This window comes from Maribacter polysiphoniae, from assembly GCF_003148665.1.
Lineage (GTDB): Bacteria > Bacteroidota > Bacteroidia > Flavobacteriales > Flavobacteriaceae > Maribacter_A > Maribacter_A polysiphoniae.
Genome location: NZ_QGGQ01000002.1, coordinates 264,896 through 279,259, shown reverse-complemented (window position 1 = coordinate 279,259; position 14,364 = coordinate 264,896). Strand labels below are relative to the sequence as shown.

14 protein-coding genes are annotated in these 14,364 nt (G+C 39.8%); 7 read left to right on the top strand and 7 right to left on the bottom strand.

The window, feature by feature from the left end; genetic code table 11:
* Nucleotides 1-41 precede the first annotated feature (41 nt).
* Both LX92_RS05520 and lysA read right to left on the bottom strand, forming a co-directional pair.
* Entirely contained in the window at nt 42-575 is a 534-nt protein-coding gene (locus LX92_RS05520) for a thioredoxin family protein (protein WP_109649295.1), read from the bottom strand.
* Between the two features lie 61 nt (nt 576-636).
* Entirely contained in the window at nt 637-1,878 is a 1,242-nt protein-coding gene (gene lysA, locus LX92_RS05515) for a diaminopimelate decarboxylase (protein WP_109649294.1), read from the bottom strand.
* A 168-nt stretch (nt 1,879-2,046) separates the two neighbouring features.
* Here lysA and LX92_RS05510 point away from each other — a divergent pair, with 168 nt between their 5' ends.
* The 3 genes from LX92_RS05510 to LX92_RS05500 all read left to right on the top strand — a co-directional run bounded on the left by LX92_RS05510 (nt 2,047) and on the right by LX92_RS05500 (nt 4,578).
* The gene (locus LX92_RS05510; RefSeq protein ID WP_109649293.1) at nt 2,047-2,688 is read left to right on the top strand and encodes an LON peptidase substrate-binding domain-containing protein; all 642 of its coding nucleotides are present in this window, start codon (nt 2,047-2,049) and stop codon (nt 2,686-2,688) included.
* Between the two features lie 71 nt (nt 2,689-2,759).
* A complete protein-coding gene (gene sucC, locus LX92_RS05505; protein WP_109649292.1) occupies nt 2,760-3,953 on the top strand; it encodes an ADP-forming succinate--CoA ligase subunit beta in 1,194 nt (397 codons plus the stop codon).
* Between the two features lie 280 nt (nt 3,954-4,233).
* A complete protein-coding gene (locus LX92_RS05500) occupies nt 4,234-4,578 on the top strand; it encodes a hypothetical protein (protein WP_109649291.1) in 345 nt (114 codons plus the stop codon).
* Between the two features lie 157 nt (nt 4,579-4,735).
* Here LX92_RS05500 and LX92_RS05495 read toward each other — a convergent pair whose 3' ends face one another.
* From LX92_RS05495 to LX92_RS05480, 4 genes are all read right to left on the bottom strand, one after another.
* Nucleotides 4,736-5,887 carry an AEC family transporter gene (locus LX92_RS05495; protein ID WP_109649290.1) on the bottom strand — a complete coding sequence of 384 codons (1,152 nt, stop codon included), beginning with the start codon at nt 5,885-5,887 and terminating at the stop codon, nt 4,736-4,738.
* Between the two features lie 119 nt (nt 5,888-6,006).
* On the bottom strand, nt 6,007-7,206 hold the full coding sequence (locus LX92_RS05490) for a pyridoxal phosphate-dependent aminotransferase (protein ID WP_109649289.1): 1,200 nt from the start codon (nt 7,204-7,206) through the stop codon (nt 6,007-6,009).
* Between the two features lie 28 nt (nt 7,207-7,234).
* Entirely contained in the window at nt 7,235-7,735 is a 501-nt protein-coding gene (locus tag LX92_RS05485; RefSeq protein ID WP_109649288.1) for a hypothetical protein, read from the bottom strand.
* A 32-nt stretch (nt 7,736-7,767) separates the two neighbouring features.
* On the bottom strand, nt 7,768-10,716 hold the full coding sequence (locus tag LX92_RS05480) for a TonB-dependent receptor (RefSeq protein ID WP_109649287.1): 2,949 nt from the start codon (nt 10,714-10,716) through the stop codon (nt 7,768-7,770).
* Nucleotides 10,717-11,274: 558 nt separating this feature from the next.
* Between LX92_RS05480 and LX92_RS05475 the strand changes: the two genes are divergently transcribed.
* Nucleotides 11,275-11,736, top strand: a complete 462-nt coding sequence (locus tag LX92_RS05475) for an Lrp/AsnC family transcriptional regulator (RefSeq protein ID WP_109649286.1) — start codon at nt 11,275-11,277, stop codon at nt 11,734-11,736.
* Between the two features lie 437 nt (nt 11,737-12,173).
* Nucleotides 12,174-12,512, top strand: a complete 339-nt coding sequence (locus tag LX92_RS05470) for a hypothetical protein (RefSeq protein ID WP_109649285.1) — start codon at nt 12,174-12,176, stop codon at nt 12,510-12,512.
* A 53-nt stretch (nt 12,513-12,565) separates the two neighbouring features.
* Here the strand turns inward: LX92_RS05470 and LX92_RS05465 are convergent, their stop codons facing one another.
* A complete protein-coding gene (locus tag LX92_RS05465) occupies nt 12,566-12,949 on the bottom strand; it encodes a DUF1456 family protein (RefSeq protein WP_109649284.1) in 384 nt (127 codons plus the stop codon).
* Between the two features lie 317 nt (nt 12,950-13,266).
* Between LX92_RS05465 and LX92_RS05460 the strand changes: the two genes are divergently transcribed.
* Nucleotides 13,267-13,668 (top strand): TerB family tellurite resistance protein, encoded by a 402-nt coding sequence (locus tag LX92_RS05460; protein ID WP_109649283.1) that lies wholly within the window; start codon nt 13,267-13,269, stop codon nt 13,666-13,668.
* A gap of 184 nt (nt 13,669-13,852) precedes the next feature.
* Nucleotides 13,853-14,278 (top strand): Hsp20/alpha crystallin family protein, encoded by a 426-nt coding sequence (locus LX92_RS05455; RefSeq protein ID WP_109649282.1) that lies wholly within the window; start codon nt 13,853-13,855, stop codon nt 14,276-14,278.
* Nucleotides 14,279-14,364 lie beyond the last annotated feature (86 nt).

Genomic DNA, 14,364 nt, shown 5'->3' with positions numbered 1-14,364 from the left:
AGCTGTTTAAAACAGCTCTTTTTTTTGGTGTAAACCAATTACTATTTGCTTTGGCCACTATAGGTTTGCCAATCTTTTTCCAAATAAATATTATCCCCAAAATAACGTGCTATGTTCAAAAAAGGTTCCGGTTTCTGATATCCGGGAACAGGGGAGAGCATATTCATTTTCTCATCAAGGAAAATCGTTGTCGGGTAACTCATACGACCTTGCATCAATGCGGCCGCAAACTCGTGGTACCCCTTTCTTCCTGAAGGGACGAAATTATAGGTCTGTCCTTTAAACTCTATGGGGTCCTTACCTTCGCCATCCATTTTGACCATATAGAAATTATCGGCCATATAAGCCGCTACATCGGGATGTTGAAAGGTGTCCTTGTCCATTTTCTTACACCATCCACACCAATCGGTGTAAACATCGATAAATATTTTCTTCGGATTTTTATCGGTCTGTGCACGTTCCACGGCTTGGTCCCAGCTCATCCATTCAACATCTTGGGCATTCCCAAGCAGGGAGAATAATCCCAGGCAAAGGAAGAGCGTAAATTTATATAAAGGTGTCATTCGTAGTTTCATTACAAGTAGTTTTGCGATTTAGTCGAACTATAGGTACAAAACTAACGATTATTTTCCACCTTTATTTTACGGCTATTTCCTCTTTTGCTGTGGTAAAGAGGTCCTTTACGTCCACTTGGTTCCTGACCAGGTCGTCAAACGATTCGCGTTCACGGATCAAAATGGCCTTTCCGTTGTGCCATAGTACCTCAGGTGGGCGAAATCTTGAGTTATAGTTACTGGCCATTGTAAAACAATAGGCTCCGGCATTTTTAAAGCAAAGGATATCACCTTCCGAGATTTCATTGATCCTGCGGTTGTTTCCGAAAGTATCGGTTTCACAGATGTAACCCACGACGGAATAGTAGCGTTCCCGGCCTTGCGGATTCGAAATGTTTTCAATCGTATGGTTGGCACCGTATAACATAGGTCGAATCAGATGGTTGAATCCAGAATCCACACTGGCAAAAACAGTGGATGTGGTTTGTTTTACGACATTGACTTTGGCCAAAAAGTAGCCGGCTTCACTGACCAAGAACTTGCCAGGTTCGAATGCCAACGTCAATTCTTTACCATATTCCTTGCAGAATGTATTGAACCTATCCGTTAGCTTTTTACCCAATTCCTCAACATTCGTCTCAATATCCCCTTCTTTATAAGGGACTTTAAACCCACTTCCAAAATCGATGAAATCTAGATTCTTGAAGTTTTTCGCTGTCTCAAATAGGATTTCGGATGCGTATAGAAAAACATCGATATCCAAGATATCACTACCGGTATGCATATGTATACCGTTGATATTCATTTGTGTCAATTCAACAATGCGTAGTAAATGTGGAATTTGATGAATACTGATTCCGAATTTTGAATCGATATGCCCTACCGATATATTCGAATTGCCACCCGCCATGACATGCGGATTTATACGGATACACACCGGAATGTCAGGATGCTTACTGCCAAATTGCTCAAGCACCGATAAATTGTCGATATTTATCTGCACCCCTAATTTAGCGGCTTCCTCAATCTCTTCCAAAGAAACCCCGTTAGGGGTGTATATGATCGATTCGGGTTTAAAACCAGCCATCAATCCGAGTTGAACCTCTTGAATGGATACCGTATCCAGGCCACTGCCTAGACTGTTCATTAAGCGTAATATGGATATATTGGATAGGGCCTTGGCGGCATAATTCAATCGCAGTCGCTTAACACCCTTAAAGGCATTCGTCAATCTGTTGAATTGGGAAATGATTTTTTCTGAATCATATACATAGACCGGATTGCCATATGTTTTAGCGATTTTCAATAAATCAGCATTCTTCATTGTATTCCTTATTGATTTTAGACAAAACTAGGATACTATTTCGGTTTAGGCAAGAAAACCAACGTTTGCTTTATAAATAAAACATTATGTTGTAAATATAACAATTATACTGCTGTGTTATATTTGTGGCAATGCAGGTCGAATTGTATTTTTAGCAAAAAGAAAAGCATGCAATTACCTTTATTTCCTTTAAAATCAATTTTTTTTCCGGGCGAGACCGTTCCGCTTCACATTTTCGAGGAGAGGTATAAGCAATTGATAAAGGATTGCCGTAAAGAGGCAATTACCTTTGGTATTCCTGTCTATATCGATCATCAAATGGCCTATGGTACCGAGGTACAGTTGGTAGAAATCATGAACACGTATGATGGGGGCGAGATGGATGTGGTTTGTGTGGGGCGTCAGGTCTTTCGGGTACTGTCCTTTCAAAATACCCTGCCGGGAAAATTATATGCAGGAGGGGAGGTGGAGTTTTTGGAGGATATCCAAGATGCCACCGAAGAGATGAAAATTGGGATCTTGGGTAAGATAAAGGTGCTTTATGATCTTATGGATGTCCCTTTTAAGGCCGTGACCGTTGATAAATTCAATATTTTTAGATTGATACATAAAATAGGGCTTTCCTATGAGCAAGAATATCAAATTTTGCAAATGTCCAGGGAGAGTGAACGGCTAAGGTTTATCAATACCCATTTGTTGACAACCATTGCCGTGTTGAAAGAGGTCGATAGAACAAAAGGGGCCATTAAAATGAACGGGGATTTCAAAAATTTCGACCCTTTGGATTTTGAGGATTTCAAATTACAATAAATCACAGGGGATTCATTAGGGTAAATCCTGTGCGTTTCCTATTTTTGTTTCTGAACTGATAAGTAACTTATATGAACCTTCACGAATATCAAGGAAAAGAGATTTTAGCAAGTTTTGGTGTGCGCATACAACGTGGTATTGTGGCACATAGCCCCAAGGAAGCTGTTGCGGCAGCCAAACAATTGACTGCGGAGACAGGAACTGGATGGCATGTTATTAAGGCACAGGTGCATGCTGGTGGTCGCGGTAAAGGCGGTGGGGTGAAACTGGCGAAGAACCTTAAGGAGGTAGAGGAGATTGCGGATAGTATCATTGGAATGAACCTTGTTACGCCCCAAACTTCGGCCGCAGGAAAGAAAGTCCACCAAGTTTTGGTCGCGGAGGATGTTTATTATCCTGGTGCTAGTGAAACCAGTGAATTCTATATGTCCGTATTGTTAGACCGAAGTAAAGGTCGTAATATGGTAATGTATTCTACGGAAGGTGGGATGGATATTGAGGAAGTGGCGGATAAGACACCACATTTGATTTTTACCGAAGAGGTTGATCCCGCAACGGGACTTCTTCCTTTTCAAGCCCGTAAGATTGCCTTTAATCTAGGTTTGTCCGGTACAGCGTTCAAGGAAATGACCAAATTTGTCACTTCATTATACAAGGCCTACGTCGAAAGTGACTCGAATATGTTCGAGATCAATCCGGTCTTAAAGACTTCGGATGATAAGATCATGGCTGTTGATGCAAAGGTTTCTATAGATGACAATGCTTTATATCGAAGAAAACAATATGCCGAGATGCGCGATTTAAGGGAGGAGAATCCTATCGAAGTTGAGGCAAGGTCTGTAGGTTTGAGTTATGTTGATTTGGATGGTAATGTTGGTTGTATGGTCAACGGTGCAGGTTTGGCCATGGCTACCATGGACCTTATTAAAATGGCCGGGGGTGAGCCTGCGAACTTTTTGGACGTAGGTGGTACCGCAGATGCCAAGAGGGTTGAGGAAGCTTTCCGTATTATCCTGAAAGATCCCGCGGTGAAAGCCATATTGATAAATATCTTCGGTGGAATTGTTCGTTGTGACCGAGTGGCCCAAGGCGTTGTTGACGCATATAAGAATATGGGTGATGCCATTAAAGTACCGATAATTGTCCGTTTACAGGGAACCAATGCGGAATTGGCCAAGGAAATCATCGATAATTCAGGATTGGCTGTACATTCCGCCGTTCAATTTCAAGAGGCAGCCGATAAGGTTAAGGAAGTATTGGGCTAGAAATAAGCTAAAAATTAGAATTATAGAAGAAAGGACGATGTATAATCGTCCTTTTTTTATGGGTATAAATATGTTCTGAAAATCAAATTGGGCATTTTTATTAAAATTGGGGACCTCAGCTTATGCCAAAATCTAACATATCGATAGATTTTACCCCAGTTTTATGATATTAATGTTTTTTAGTGTTAAACTTTGTTGAATTCTAAATATACGAGGCGTAATATGTATTATCTTTAACGTAAATTAATGTACTGAGTAATATATTTCAAATTAAATTTCCATGAAAAAAGCATTTTATACCTTAATTCTAGTGATGCTGTTAGGTGTCAATTATGGTACGGCCAGTACCCCTGAAAATCATGAGCCCAAAGCGGCTAAATTTCTGACTTCGCAAATCCACCATATGCTTGGTGAATTTTCAATTCCAGATGAAATTAGGGGGTCAAAGGCAGAAGTCCGCATGGCGGTCGATAAGGGTAATTATTTAAGGATATTGTCCATTGAGACAGATAATGAAGCCCTTAAAAGTTATATCAAAAGCGCTATAGATTTTGAAAGACTATCAAAAGGTACCTTTGAACAGGGTGTTGTATATAGGATTCCTATTGAAGTAGCGAAAAAGTAATTAAGTATTCCACTTAATGTTGAATGGAACGGCCACCTTTTTAAGAGGTGGCCGTTTCTTGGTTTGGATTGGTTATAATTGGTTAAGGTCTAAATAATAGGCGGGATTTTTTCATGCATAATTTACGAAAAGGATAGGCTATTTTTTTTAATTACGATTAATTTTCTTCGGTTGGTTGGGAGTTCGTATTCAAACCAAGGTATGTATTGTATTGACCGGATATCTCGGGTTTTTTAATGGTTTTTATCTTTTTGATCAGGTAAGGAATAAATGAAACAACGGTCATGCCTACACCGGACAATATCAATATAGTGGGATTTATAAAGTATTCACTAAATGAAAATATACCAATAATCAACACTGTGGAAAACGGTAGCGAGCAGGCTAAGATGTTAACGGCAAAATTAATATCAAACGTCGGGTTCGATTGGTTGTCATTTTCTTCCATGCTACCCACGGCACTCATATGGGCAAAAGGCCAAAAGCTGCAGGCGCTTTGCGGAAAAACCACTAGTAAGAGGATCAAAGGGGTTGATAGTGCCGGGAAAAGTGCGACAAAAAATCCGGTTAACAGAAAAGTGATGCCCGATCGGCGTATCAAAAGGGAGAGAATAAGCCCGAATTCACCTGAATTTATACGTACTGCCATACCTATGAACAATAAAACCAATGGGGTCATTATAGTTTTTACACTTAGTACGGTGTTCTTCATGAAAATAGGTAGGGAATCCAAGTTAAAACCAAAAGTCAATAGTAGTAACCCCACAATCAAAACCATGTTTATCGGTTCTTTAAGTAGGGCGAGCCCTAAGCTTTTGAGTTTATTCGAGGTGGAAGGTTTACTGTCCATTGCCGATCTAAGATGATACCAATTCATGGCCATCATATAGAGCATTATAAGAACAAAGATTTTATTGCCTACATCGGCCAACGCGGCAAGCGCCAAGGAATCGTCATTGATATAGATGGCTAAAAAGGGGAAACAGGAGAGTCCTGGTGCCAGTGAAGGAAGCAACATCATTATCGTGCGTTTTTTAGCGCTGTCCTTTTTTGAAAGGGAGATGGCAAGAATATATTTTGATGCCGCCAACATAATCAGATTGAATGCCAACGCCAAAATTGGAAATATCAGTAAAGAGCTATCCAGCTTAATTTTCAACAATGCGACAAAGATAACTGCAGGAAGGGCGATGCTCAATATGAGTACTTTAACCCCCTTCAGATCTTGTTTGGCGACTTTTTGCTGCAAGAGGAAACCTAATCCTATGACCAACAATAGTTCTAATGTATTCTGCAGGGCGAAATTCATGGATTATTCAATTAAAGGTTCTTGATTTTCAGTTAATATTTTAATTATAAAGGCCCAACGAGAGCAAGAGTATTAGCATCAAAGCAATTGGCGTTAATTCCGCCCTCTGGGCCAATTTATTAAACAAGCACTTTTTGCAAGGCATTGCTAAAGAGTTTCATTTCGTCCATGGTACCCATACTTACCCTACACCAATTTTTACCCATGATGTCAAAGGCGCGGACACCTACCTGGAGTGCTGTCATTTTTTCAAGAAAAGCCTTGCCTTCCATCTCAATAGGGAATAGAATAAAGCTGGTGGAGGAAGGTACATAGCTATACCCCATTTGCTTTAAGGTGGTGTAAACATATTCCCTGCATTCGGCATTTAGTTTTCTTGATTTGTTCTGAAATGCAACATCGTCCATGCTTACTGATGCGGCAAATATTGTGGGGTACGAGATGCCCATTCCACCACGGGTGATTTTCTGGATTTTATCCAATGTTGTTTCTTGGGCAACTATGTATCCCAAGCGTAACCCTGCCATACCGTGGATCTTTGAGAATGTGCGTGCTATAATCACATCTTTTCCTTGGTTTATAAGGGAGACCATGCTTTTCTTTTCTGCATCTTCCAAAAAGCCCAAATATGCTTCATCAATGAAAACCGTAACTTTTTCTGAGACACGCGAGCAGAAATCGATTAGTTCTGCATGATCGGTCATGCTTCCGGTCGGATTGTTGGGATTGCAGATATAGACCAATTTCGTATCGTTATCTATCGCTGCTTCCATAGCTTTTAAATCGTGGGACCAATCTTTTTTAAGGGGAACGGGTTTCCATGAAGCCCCACAAGCTTCAGCTACCTTGATCAATGACATATACGATGGGTCGGCAGATACGACATTGCCACCATTAGCGAAAAGGACCATGGCGGTTTTTTCCAGTAAATCGGAGGAACCTGGTCCCATCATAATATTCTTGGCCGTAACTTTTTCTTGTACAGCTATTTTTTCCATCAAATCAAAAAGCTCCTTCCAAGCATATCTGTTGCCCATATGGGCGGTGTTTTTAAAAGCTTCAATGGCCTTTGGTGATGGACCGTAAGGGTTTTCATTAGCGTTAAGTTTGGCCAATAACTTTACGGTATCCGGGAAAATATCTGCATTATGCTCTTTGAAAAAAGGACTATACAATGATTGGTTCTTTGTGTTCAAGAGGATTGTCTTTCCCTTGGTTTTACCTATGGTATTGCCAAACGTAACGTGTGGAACAACAACAGCCCCAGCTGCGGTTAACATTCCTCGTTTCAACCATGTTCTTCTGTTTAATGTGTTCATAATGTTGTATGTATTTAAGGTGAAAAGTTTAATTTGTTTCTACGGGTTCCGTGTTGATTCCTAAGTTACCTGTAGCGATTATGGTATTGTCGCTCTCGCTCATAAGGATATTTAAGTGCACATCCATTGTAGGTAGGGAGGTGTAAAATTCCGTATCGGCGATGATATGGAATTTATTGGTGTCTAACTCTCCGCTATCCCCGGAAACAACATCCAATTCTAAGGTTGTTGCCGTATCGTCACCCACAGGGCCGTCCATCATCAAAGCAGGATGTTTTATGCCTGGAATGGTGTTGTACAAGGAGATTTGTACAAGGGTTCGGTCTAAATTGTCTTTCCAAAAAACAATTCTTCCATTTACGTTCGATCCACCAGGGTCGGTAGAGGCTATGGTATACGCCATATATTCGGTAAGGGTTCCCCCTCCTTCGGCCGTGGTTAAAACTGGGTCTAACCGCTCTTGTTCACAAGAAATTAGACTGGCAGTCACTATTATTGCTACTATGATATTTTTTATATTATTTCTCATAATTTTATCTTCTTTAATGGTTTCACCGATTTTTATAGTGTGAAGCTTATCCTACCAAAATAATAGGCTCCGGATGATCCTTGCTGATAGTTGGAATATAGATTGAAGGTTCTGAGTTCATATCTAATGATCTCAGGGTATTCATTGAAGATGTTGTTGCCACCAACGGTTAGGCTGATTTTATCGTTAATGTTATAAGTGATCCCAATATCGGTGGTGAATTCTGGTGTAAAATATTGATCCGCGTATCCTGTACTTCCGTCCAATAGTGTTCTTTCACGGCTGTCCCTCGTTTGTACAGACCCATATCTAGTACCTCGTAGCATGGCAGAAAACTTGCCAATGGAATAATTGACCGTGCCGATAAGCTTGCCGCTCGGTGTGCCGGTTTCAAATTGACCGATAAGGCTTCGGTTTACGTAGTTATCGGCGAGTTCTTCGTCGGAAAGGTTCGTGTTAAGATCGGGTAGGTTAACGCCTTCGAATTTATTCTTTCTGAATGTTCCCGATAGGGTAGCGCCCAATTTACCGGCACCAATATGGGTGTTGTAATTAAGAACAGCCTCGATACCTTTGGTACTGATATCCCCGCCATTTATCCTGAAACTGGCAAGACCGCTTCCTATAATCGGTGAAAGTACAGGGGCCTGCCCAGCATCGAATTCACCTGTTTCGAAGATCCTATCGAATATGTCGATTTTATAAGCATCCAAAGTGAAGTTAAGCTTCCCTATTTTGGTCGTGAATCCTAGGCTGAAATTTCGAGACCTCTCTTCTTGTAACTGTCCTACGCCCAAAGTTCTTGCTGCAGAACTGTTATTTTGGTAAAGGGTTCCGTCAAATGGCTCTAAGCCCACGAAAAACGTATAACTGTGTGAATAGTTAAGTTCTTGAAGGGAAGGAGCCCTGAAACCACTACTAAATGATCCACGAAAAGCAAAATTATCTCCGATGGAATACCTTGCGGCCACTTTCCCGGTAACCACATTTCCGAAATCTGAATAGTTTTCCATTCTTAGGGCTCCTGAAACCAAAAAGGCTTCAGTAACATCTAGTTCCATATCCATATAAGCGGCCATCACAGAACGAAAGCTATTACTTTCATTTTCGGGGGCAAACCCACGAAAGCACTGGCAGTTTAAGGCGTAGTTCTTAACCAGTTCCTGGCTTACTCCTGCGTAAGGAAGCACGACGGCAGCGCCAGTACCATCTACAATAGGATTGGCGTTTAAATCCTCCAAGGGAAATCCGTCTGGGCCAACAAGGGCTTGGTTATCCTCTGTAGCGGTTACCACGCCAGCGGATCCGGCAGTCCAGCTTTCTTCCTGACCTGCGACAATAGCGTAATTTTCGACCCTTAACTCACCGCCGAAGGCCAGATTAAGTCCATTTAATATATCCTCATAATAGTTGGTGAAATCAAGGTTAAGCGTATTCTGTAAAAAGCTATGTGTACCCAAATTCATTTCAGTAGGAGAGCCGGTGCCTATACTAGCGTTCCATGTATTGAACATACCGTATTTGGCTGAGTTCATTCCAAAACTATTACTGAGGTCAAAATCAAATTCTCCAAGCTCGCCGGTAATTCCAGTGGATAAGGATAGGTTGTATTGATCGGTATAAATTTGTGGTCTAAAACCATTGGGGTAAAGTTCAAAACTAGTTCGATCTGCTTGGGCAGCCCTTCTGTAAAAGCAACTGTAAGCATCTGAATATTGATAACCGAAATCACCAAAAGCATAAAAATCCGAAGTTTCACTCAACGGATTTTCAAGATTAAAGGCAAAGCCCATGAGTGTCTTGGCCGGCATTCCGGAATAAGTGGCGACATCTACTTGTTCAATATCCCTTGCTGCCATGAGGCCCTCTACCGTTGTGAGGGAACTTATGGACGCGGCATCGCCGCTTGCTTGGGCAGCCACCAACTCTGGGTTTGTTATAACGGGTCTTCCGCTAACATCCGTCGTTTCATTGTTTAGGTAATTGGAACTGTATAAGGGGGCTCTGTCTATCTCGAGAACCGTAGGTCGTATGGTACGTTCTGATTGACTTATTAATGCGGAAACATTGAAGAATCCTCCGTTTTCAAATTCAATGCCGTAGTTGCCATCAAATTGAAAATTAAAACCATCCCAATCGCCTGAGGAACGGTTTAGGGCCTTTTCGCCATCGGTTAGGTCAGAATCACTGAAGTCAGGTGATTTATTAGGGTAGCCACCTACGGTTAATGTTCCTGTAAATTCCCCTGTTCCTTTCTTGGTTACGATATTGATTACACCTGCAATCGCATCGGAACCGTATTGGGCCGAAGCCCCGTCCCTTAGTATTTCAATATGGTCGATGCCTATGGATGGAATGAATTTCATGTCAACTGCATTAGATGCTGTCCCTGTTTGCGATGAGGATAAAATGGCGGAGGTATGTCTTCTTTTTCCATTTACCAAAACCAGCATCTGATTAGGGGCCAATCCTCTAAGACTGGGTGGACTAACAAAGGATGATAGGTCACCTCCGCCACTAGTGTATGCGGTAAAGGAGGGTGCTGATGCGGCTAACATTTGTGATAGGTCTTGCTGGGGCATATTGATGGCTTCCTTCTTAATGTCGATGACATCAACAGGTACTGGGGTGTTCAATTTCGTCCTGGGCTGTCCCCTTGATCCTATAACAATGGTTTCAAGTAGCTGCTCTGCGGCTTGGGCAAGAGTGACATTGATGGTTGCCTTGCCTGAAATGGGTATTTCTGTGGTTTTATATCCTAGGGATGCGAAGATTAGAATCGCATCGGCTGGCGCATCTATAGTGAATTCCCCATCGAAATTCGTAGTAGCTCCCTTTGTGGTACCTTTTATTATAATGTCAGTACCTGGTAATACAATACCTTCTTCGTCTATTACTTTACCGGTAATGGTCTTCTCTTGACCGAATGATATATATATACAGTTCAACAAGAGGAATGATAGTGTTAGAGCTTTCTTCATAAGTGCGTGTTTTGGTTGATACTAAACAGTATTCATTTGTCCAACCACACCTGGTCCTATTAATTGGGGGAACGGTGGTCAAATGCTTATCAAAAGAAAAGTTCCGGATACTTGACTATATCAATCATCAATTATTATGACGAAATGATAGGACAATATTAGGGTGACTTTTTGATAAAAAAAAATGGGGATACATTGTAAAACACTGAAAAATAGATAGATATAGGTCAAAAAATAAACAAATCGACAATAAAACATCTTTTTTATATCAATTAGTCAGCTTTTGCTTTTTTTTCGCTAAAAACCTAACGATGTGTAGAAAATCATTTCAAAATATACTTTTATGGCATTAAAAATTTCAAGCAATGAAAATTTAATTATATTCATAAAAAGAGCCAATATATTAATGAATATAATCAGTTAGTTTAAAAACATTGAACTATTTTTACTTAAAAGAACTAAACAATGAATTAAATGCAAAATATTTTAATCAATTAAAGTTGTTTTAGGGTGTTGTAGCATTTGTAGAAAAAGAACCAACCAAGTAAAAGACTGCCTATGAGGGATAAACTTGATTCAGTGGACCATAAAATATTGACGCTATTATCGGGCGATGCACAAATGCCATATACGGAAGTTGCGAAAAAGGCAGGTATATCTCCGGGTACCGTGCATATGAGAACAAGAAAGATGCGGAATATGGGGGTGATAAAAGGGGCTACGTTAAGTCTGGATTATAGTAAAATGGGTTATAAAATGACCGTTTTCTTAGGGATTTATTTGCGAGAAAGTTTTTTGTACAAAACGGTAATGGAAGAATTGGCTGAAATTCCTGAAGTTGTTAAAATTCATCACAGCACGGGAAAGTATGATGTTTTCATTAAGGTACACGCAAAGGATAGTATTCATTATAGGGTACTTTTTCAGGAATCCATACTTACGATAGAGGGTATTAGGGAAATAGAATCCTTTATTTCCGTAGAAGAGAAAATGAGTCGTCACATAAATTTTGAAAGGTGACATATATGTCCAAATGTGGGGACTACCTAGATAACAATGCCTTGTGTTGGATATGGGGCTATACCCTATTTGGGCTCCTTGGGGTTTTCTATGATATGTCTGCGCTCCGTCGTCCAATTTCAAGAGGCAGCCGATAAGGTTAAGGAAGTATTGGGCTAGAAAAAAGCTAAAAATTAGATTTATAGAAGAAAGGACGATGTATAATCGTTCTTTTTTTATGGATACAAATGTGTCCAAATTGTTATTGGGTTTAAGATTGGGTTAAGCCTTGGAAACCTTCTTTCTATATTGAAAAATCTTGTTTTTCTTTGGTCCGGAATTAAGGAAGTCGCAATGATTAAAATTTTGTTAAATGGAAAGTTCCTTGTAACAAACCGAATTCATAGCCGTCTTTTAAGTATTCATCAATTATTCATCAATCAATAAACAAACAAGTCATGAAAAAATTAAGTTTGGTATTTGTAGCTGCAATGCTACTTTTTACAGGAAACATTTTTGCCAACAATCCGGAAAAAGGCAATTCATTAAAACAACTGTCTGTCCAGATAGGTGAACTTTTGGAAAACACGTCTTTTACCAGTGATTACGTTGATTTAACTGCCCAAGTGAGGTTTACCCTGAATAAACAAGGGGAGATCGTGGTTTTATCCGTGGATACTGATCGTGAAAAAATCGAAATTTTTGTAAAGGCAAGATTGAACTACCAGAAAATTGAAATCGACGATTTCAAGGAAGGTGAAATATACACCATACCCATTAGGATTGCAGGTGCATAACCCTTAACGGTTGTAATTGAATCCTGATTTCGACATCATGTCGGTATCAGGATTTATTTTTTGCCTTTTGTTTGGGAGCCTTTGTTTTTGTATTTCACAGATGAAATATCCGGTTTGTAGCTTTTCCGTTGTCCCGTTTTAAAATCTGTTTTTTTCTTGGGGGCTATGGTTGGTTTTGTTTTTTTCTTAGCGAGTACGTCGCCGGGATTTTTTGGGTTTTCCTTGGTTCCCCTTAAGTGTAGTACAAGTCCGTTAAGGAAATTACGTAGAATTTGGTCTCCACATTCCATATATTTGGGATGGTCCTCATTTCTAAAGAAAGCCCCTAGTTCACTTTTGGTAATATTGAAATCCACTAATTTAAGGATCTCCACGATTTCATCATCCCTTAACATTAAAGCTACCCGGAGTTTTTTGAATATATCGTTGTTTGTCATGATTGCATTTTTTTCAATACGGGTGCAAATTAATGATAGCCAATGGTATTTCAACGGAAAACGGCAAAATATTATACGAAAGAAGGTTAATATTAGTTATACCATTGAATATACAGCAGTTAAGGTGTAAAATTGGAGGTTTTTGGTTAGGAAAAAGCATCCCTGTTTGACGGTTAAGCGCTGTGTACCCCATCTGGGTAGATAAGATGGGTTTATTGTATGGAAGGGAAGATGTTCTGTAATTTAGGTCCGAATGATCGCATATGGGTTGTTTCGGGTCTTGATCATTAAGAAAACTGAATACTAAGGGATTGACTATGAGTTCACTGAAGGAAAAATTGAGTATACTTTCTGAAATGATAGCCTTTGCAAAGGCGGATAATGAGGTAAAGCCCGAAGAATATGGTTTTCTTCAAAGTGTTGCTGAGCAATTGGGTATTAGACAAGAAGCATTTGAAACACTTTTTCATGAAGAGGTCGAGCATGTTATTCCTAAATCGGAAGCGGATCGCATTCTGCAGTTCCATAGGTTGGTATTGTTGATGAACGTAGATAACAAGCAAGAACAATCAGAAATCAATCGAATACATAATATTGGATTGGGAATGGGGTTGCCTCCCTTTGCCATAGAACAGGTGTTATCCATAATGCACCAATATCCCAATAATATTGTTCCTCCCAAAGTGCTGATCGGAATCTTCAAGGCACATCACAATTAGCGTATAATACCACAATGCTATAACGCTTCATTCTTTGATTTTTTAGTGCTAAATAGCAATAATACGTCATTATGACATGGTATTGTGCTAATATAGCGCCATATTGGCATATTGTTTCCATTGGTATGCCTTTTGTCAATTCATAACTGAATTTGAATTTTAACTGGTAAAAAAAATAGAAGTTATGAGTTTAATAAAAAGAAATGATGTTTTGTTCCCTTCAATAATGAATGAAATATTAAAACCTGATTGGTTCGGTGGTATGGTAAATGATAATGCCAGTATTCCTGCAGTCAATATTAAGGAAAACGAAAAGGATTATGAATTGGAATTGGCTGTTCCGGGAAGGAAAAAAGAGGATTTCAAGATAGAGGTCAACGAGAATCTGTTGACAGTTTCATCGGAAACAAGTACTAGTGAAAATGAGGAAAAAGAGAATTATACCCGTAGGGAATTTACTTTCTCATCATTTAAAAGGGCTTTTACCCTTCCGGAAACCATAGACGAGGATGGTATTAAAGCTACGTACGAAAACGGTATCCTAAAATTCAATTTACCTAAAAAGGAAGAGGCATTGCCAAAACCCAAAAGATTGATTGAATTGTCGTAAAAAATTATAATATGTCCTTATTTGCGACATATCATAATGGTTGTTGGTTAGTTGAAAGGCGCCCCTGTTTCAGGGGCGTTTTTTTA

Bases quoted from the DNA above. Each gene is read 5' to 3' on its own strand.
- LX92_RS05520 (WP_109649295.1), bottom strand. From the start codon at position 575: ATGAAACTACGAATGACACCTTTATATAAATTTACGCTCTTCCTTTGC.
- lysA (WP_109649294.1), bottom strand. From the start codon at position 1,878: ATGAAGAATGCTGATTTATTGAAAATCGCTAAAACATATGGCAATCCG.
- LX92_RS05510 (WP_109649293.1), top strand. From the start codon at position 2,047: ATGCAATTACCTTTATTTCCTTTAAAATCAATTTTTTTTCCGGGCGAG.
- sucC (WP_109649292.1), top strand. From the start codon at position 2,760: ATGAACCTTCACGAATATCAAGGAAAAGAGATTTTAGCAAGTTTTGGT.
- LX92_RS05500 (WP_109649291.1), top strand. From the start codon at position 4,234: ATGAAAAAAGCATTTTATACCTTAATTCTAGTGATGCTGTTAGGTGTC.
- LX92_RS05495 (WP_109649290.1), bottom strand. From the start codon at position 5,887: ATGAATTTCGCCCTGCAGAATACATTAGAACTATTGTTGGTCATAGGA.
- LX92_RS05490 (WP_109649289.1), bottom strand. From the start codon at position 7,206: ATGAACACATTAAACAGAAGAACATGGTTGAAACGAGGAATGTTAACC.
- LX92_RS05485 (WP_109649288.1), bottom strand. From the start codon at position 7,735: ATGAGAAATAATATAAAAAATATCATAGTAGCAATAATAGTGACTGCC.
- LX92_RS05480 (WP_109649287.1), bottom strand. From the start codon at position 10,716: ATGAAGAAAGCTCTAACACTATCATTCCTCTTGTTGAACTGTATATAT.
- LX92_RS05475 (WP_109649286.1), top strand. From the start codon at position 11,275: ATGAGGGATAAACTTGATTCAGTGGACCATAAAATATTGACGCTATTA.
- LX92_RS05470 (WP_109649285.1), top strand. From the start codon at position 12,174: ATGAAAAAATTAAGTTTGGTATTTGTAGCTGCAATGCTACTTTTTACA.
- LX92_RS05465 (WP_109649284.1), bottom strand. From the start codon at position 12,949: ATGACAAACAACGATATATTCAAAAAACTCCGGGTAGCTTTAATGTTA.
- LX92_RS05460 (WP_109649283.1), top strand. From the start codon at position 13,267: ATGAGTTCACTGAAGGAAAAATTGAGTATACTTTCTGAAATGATAGCC.
- LX92_RS05455 (WP_109649282.1), top strand. From the start codon at position 13,853: ATGAGTTTAATAAAAAGAAATGATGTTTTGTTCCCTTCAATAATGAAT.